We start from the raw sequence: 5,390 nt of genomic DNA, 5'->3' as shown, positions 1-5,390 counted from the left end.
TCCTGCATATCTTTATTGTAGGCAAGTGACAATCCTTTCTGCATAGTCAAAACTGTCATCAGATCTCCATAGACACGCCCAGTTTTGCCACGGATCAATTCACATACATCCGGATTCTTCTTTTGTGGCATGATACTGGAACCTGTTGAAAAGGCATCATCGAGTTCCATAAAGCCAAACTCCCCGGAACACCATAGAATCATCTCTTCACACATTCTGGAAAGATGCATCATCAAGATCGAACAGGCATTGCCGATCTCCATACAATAATCTCGATCACTGACACCATCTATCGAGTTATCTGTTGGACACCGAAATCCTAACAGAGCACAAGTATAGTCTCGATCGATCGGATACGTTGTTCCAGCTAAAGCACCAGATCCAAGCGGCATCTCATCCATCAATTCTAAAGCATTCATCAATCGCTTATGATCTCTTTTTAACATATTGGCATAAGCCATCCACACATGCGCCACGGTCACCGGTTGTGCTCTTTGTAAGTGTGTATAACCTGGCATTACGGTCGTTAAATGCTCTTTGGATTTTGTACAGAGAGCCTGTAACATCGATAAGACCAAATCGGATAGAATAGTAACCTGCTCTTTGGTAAACAGCCTCAAATCTAAAGCAACTTGATCATTTCTCGATCTTGCGGTATGTAATCTTTTTCCGGCATCACCGATTCGTTTGGTCAGCTCCTGTTCGACAAACGAATGAATATCTTCTGCGTTACAGATAACAAGCATACCGGATTCAATATCCTTTAAGATGGATTCTAACCCCGATTGAATCGATGCTTGATCTTCAAAAGAAATAATTCCTTGTTTACCAAGCATTTTGGCATGTGCCATAGAACCTTGAATATCTTGTCTGTATAATCTTTTATCAAAAGGAAGGGATGCGTTTAATTGATCTAACAGAGCATCCGTCTCTTTTGAAAAACGTCCGGTCCAAAGCTTACTCATTATTCCACTCCCGGAAAATCGTCAACTTCTTTTGCCTTCAAGGCCCTTACCTTCAATGGCAAACCAAACAGATGAATGAATCCGGCAGAATCACTTTGGTCATAACAGTCATCTTCATCGAAAGTGGCCATACCGGCACTATATAAAGAATATGGACTTGTCACAGAAACTGGAATGATATTTCCTTTATATAATTTTAAAGTCACATCCCCGGTCACGGTTTCCTGTGTACTGGTCACAAAAGCTGTCATCGCTTTTCTAAGCGGTGTGTACCATTGTCCGTTATAAACCAGATCGGCAAACTTTAAAGCCAGCGATTGTTTATAGTGCTGTGTTTCTTTATCCAGTGTGATTTCTTCCAGTTTTTCATGAGCTTTATACAGTACTGTACCGCCCGGTGTTTCATAAACACCACGACTCTTCATACCAACCAGTCTATTTTCAACGATATCTAAAATTCCACAGCCATTGGCACCGCCAACCTCATTTAATTTCTCGATGATCTGTGTCGGTGTCATTTCTACACCATCAACCGAGGTAGGCACCCCTTTTTCAAAGTGGATTGTTACATTTGTTGGTACATCCGGAGCCTGTTCCGGAGAAACGCTCATTTCCAGGAAGCCCGGTTTATTGATCGGTGCTTCGTTGGCTGGATCTTCCAGATCCAAACCTTCATGACTTAAATGCCATAAGTTCTTATCTTTGGAGTAGTTGGTTTCTTTATTGATCTTTAACGGAATGTTGTGTGCTTCGGCATAAGCGATTTCCTTTTCACGAGAATTCAATTCCCAGAACCGCCATGGCGCAATGATATCAATTTCCGGTGCAAAAGCCTGAATAGCCAGTTCAAAACGTACCTGGTCGTTTCCTTTTCCGGTACATCCATGACAAATCGCATCCGCCCCTTCTTTTTTCGCAATCTCTACAATTCTTTTCGCAATGATCGGACGAGCAAAGCTGGTTCCCAGTAAATATTGTTCATATGAAGCACCTGCCTGCATCGTTGGAATCACATAATCATTCACAAATTCATCCGTTAAATCTTCAATGTATAACTTACTGGCACCGGTTTTTAAAGCTTTTTCTTCCAAACCATCTAATTCTGTACCTTGTCCTACATTTCCGCTGACTGCAATGATTTCAGCTCCATAATTTTCTTTTAACCAGGGAATCAATACCGATGTATCTAATCCTCCTGAATATGCTAAAACAATTTTGTTGTATTTTTTCTTTTCCATGTTATTCTCCTCCATCTTTAAATTCATTTAAGCTATATAAACGACACCCACATCGTCGGACTTTTTCAGACATCGTTCTCACTCCCATCTATAAAAAAAACGTCCTTTTCTTCAAAGGACGTGAATACGCGGTACCACCTTATTTCCATCTACGCTATGTAAATGACACCTTATCGTTAACGCGGATCGCGTCTATGCCTCACTATAATGTTTCGACATAGAAGTTCCAAGACACGTTCCAGAGCTTCTCTTTATGGCTTGCACCATCCGCCAATTCTCTTGAAATAAAAGACTCTGTACTCCTTCTCTTCACAACTTATGTACATTATTATACATTTTTGAAAGTTATTTTCAAGAATAATTTTCAATTTCTTACATTTATTTTTCAAATAATCACTTTGAACTGTACTGTGGTTCCATGCAGATCATAAATCTTCTATCGTTTCTCGAAGTTTTGCATGAAGCCATGTTTTCTTTACCCATTTAAATATCGAAAAAAAAAAGTATTCAAACCTAGAAAAAACGATACTAAAGTTTTCCTATTTTTCGTATCCTTTCTTACAACTAATCAAATTCTTTCTACAAAAAAAATACCAGAGATTACCTTAATACCATGATCATTCTGATCTTATAATGGCACACATTGGCTCTCTGGTTTTCTAAAAAAAAGAGCTAATTGAATTAGCCCTTAATTTGTGACATAACTTCTTCAGCGAAGTTTTCTTCTTTCTTTTCGATACCTTCACCAGCCTGATAACGTACGAAGCATACAGCTTCAGCTCCGTTTTCTTTCAAGAACTGAGATACTTTTTGTTTTGGTTCCAAGAAGTATTCCTGATCATTCAAGCAAAGATCTTTAAAGTGTTTATCAACTTTTCCTTTTAAAATACCCTGTAATACTTTTTCAGGTTTACCAGCCATCTTAGGATCGTTCTGCATCATCTGCATCTGTAATTTACGTTCATGTTCTACAACATCTGAAGGAATTTCAGACTGACTTACATAAACCGGAGACATAGAAGCAACCTGCATAGCAATGTTCTTTGCGATCTGTGCATCCTGTGTTCCCTTCAATACTACTACAGCAGAAATCTTTCCACCCATGTGCATGTAAGTTCCGAAAATTTCATCATCTTTCTTTTCTACAACATCGATACGACGGAAAGAAATCTTTTCACCAATCGTAGCAGTAGCGTTTGTGATCACTTCTTCTACAGTACCTTCTGGTGTAGATACCTTTAACGCTTCTTCTAAAGAAGCAGGTTTTGTTTCTAATAAGCTTGCCTGTAATACATCCAATACATGCAAGAACTGTTCATTCTTGGCAACAAAGTCTGTTTCAGAGTTGACTTCGAAAATAACCGCATGGTTTCCCTGTGCAGCTACACGAGTCAAACCTTCTGCTGCGATACGTCCGGCTTTCTTTTCAGCCTTAGACATACCTTTTTCACGCAGCCAGTCAACAGCTTTAGCCATATCTCCATCGCATTCAGTCAGGGCTTTTTTACAGTCCATCATTCCTGCGCCGGTTTTTTCACGTAATTCTTTTACTTGACTTGCGGTAATAGCCATGATTTTTCCTCCTGTTTGATTATTCAGCAGCTGGCTGTTCAGCCGGTGCTTCTTCTTTTACTTCTGCTTTAGCTTCTTCTTTAGGAGCCTGTTTGTTGAAACGACGATTTCTTCTTTCGAAGTTTCTCTTTCTCTTTTCTTCAATACGCTGACGACGACGTCTTTCGTTTTCGGCAATCTGCTGTTCAACGTTTTTGATAACGTCATCCATTGTTACATCATCTTCTGTGTTATCCAGGTAAGCTAATTCTAAAACGCCACCTTTAGCATCTACGATAGCATCTGCCAAGATTGTTGTAACTAATTTGATAGAACGAGTTGCATCATCGTTAGAAGCAATTGGATATGTTGCATCATCTGGATCACAGTTTGTATCCAACATTGCAAATACCGGAATACCTAATTTCTTAGCTTCCGCAACAGCGTTGTGTTCTTCCTTTGGATCGATAATGAATACTGCATCTGGCAATTTTTTCATTTCTTTGATTCCACCTAAGCTGCTTTCCAATTTAGCTTTTTCCTTACGAAGATTTGCTTGTTCTTTTTTCGTATATACTTCGATTTTTCCACTGGCTTCCATTTCTTCGATTTCAACCAAACGTTTAACACGTTTCTGAATTGTACGGAAGTTTGTTAACAAACCACCTAACCAACGTTTGTTTACATAGAAAGAACCAGAACGTAAAGCCTGCTCTTCAATAACGTCAGCGGCCTGTTTCTTTGTTCCGACAAACAGAACCTTTCCACCGTTTTCACTGATTTCTTTTAATTTCGCATATGCTTCTTCGATCTGTTCGATCGTCTGGTTTAAATCTACGATATAAACCCCGTTACGGCTGGTGTAGATGTATGGTTTCATCTTTGGATTCCAGCGGCGAGTCTGATGTCCAAAATGTACACCATTCTCCAACAATTTTTTCATTGATACAATTGACATAATAGTCCTTCCTTTCCGTTACTCCTCCATCATTTCCAACGAATGCAACAATAAATTGCACGGGCATTCGAATCCATGATGTGTGTATTCGCGCTTGCACGCTCATTTATATTAGCATGACAAATTCGCAAATTCAATATATTTGCATAAAAAACTATATTGGTACATAGGAAGATTCTATTTTTAGAAAATTGACAAGATAACATTTTAATGAAGTTCCTCTTATACCTGGTTATTATAAAAATTTCCCTCAGAAAAAATATGTTCTCATCCTTGTTTTGCAGCCATAATACTGTTTTCTATATGCATTAAATTAGCCTTTTAATTACTTTTATCATAGCCAATCAAAGTTCCCTATCTGCATTTTGAATTATAAAAGGAAAAGCTTTTTTGCTCTGAATTGCGTATCTGCAACATTATCTTTTTTAAATTGTGAGTCCCACCTGATACCCCTAAGCAGATTGTAAGCCTCTGGTATGGGCATACAGATCTATGGAAGAACGAATCATCTTTCGAGTAACATGTTTGACTGACTAATGTATGCAGCATCCGATTCATAAAAACTCGAATCCAGAGATCTCTTGGAATTCGAGTTTCTCATAAGGATTCGAGCTTTTGTTTGGAGTAAACAGGCGATTTTATAGTTCACTTTCAATTCTTCGGAAAGCTGTAAACTAG

General features: G+C 38.7%; 4 protein-coding genes and 1 other annotated feature. All 4 genes read right to left on the bottom strand.

The genetic code is table 11. From position 1 onward, the window contains the following. A partial coding sequence (argH, locus tag U0M88_RS09785) for an argininosuccinate lyase (protein WP_331869694.1) occupies positions 1-965 on the bottom strand: 965 nt, incomplete at its 3' end. Then, positions 965-2,203: an argininosuccinate synthase gene (locus U0M88_RS09780; protein ID WP_331869693.1), complete on the bottom strand. Its 1,239-nt coding sequence runs from the start codon at positions 2,201-2,203 to the stop codon at positions 965-967. The genes U0M88_RS09780 and argH, both read right to left, overlap by 1 nt. Positions 2,204-2,314: 111 nt before the next feature. Beyond that, positions 2,315-2,525: a binding site (T-box leader), on the bottom strand. Positions 2,526-2,884: 359 nt separating this feature from the next. Further along, positions 2,885-3,775: a translation elongation factor Ts gene (gene tsf, locus U0M88_RS09775; RefSeq protein ID WP_331869692.1), complete on the bottom strand. Its 891-nt coding sequence runs from the start codon at positions 3,773-3,775 to the stop codon at positions 2,885-2,887. Positions 3,776-3,794: 19 nt separating this feature from the next. Continuing rightward, positions 3,795-4,712 carry a 30S ribosomal protein S2 gene (rpsB, locus tag U0M88_RS09770; RefSeq protein ID WP_331869691.1) on the bottom strand — a complete coding sequence of 306 codons (918 nt, stop codon included), beginning with the start codon at positions 4,710-4,712 and terminating at the stop codon, positions 3,795-3,797. Positions 4,713-5,390: the final 678 nt, after the last annotated feature.

Source organism: Faecalicoccus sp., from assembly GCF_036552745.1.
GTDB lineage: Bacteria > Bacillota_I > Bacilli_A > Erysipelotrichales > Erysipelotrichaceae > Faecalicoccus.
Note: the sequence above shows the minus strand (reverse complement) of the source record. Positions and strands in the feature narration are given on the sequence as shown.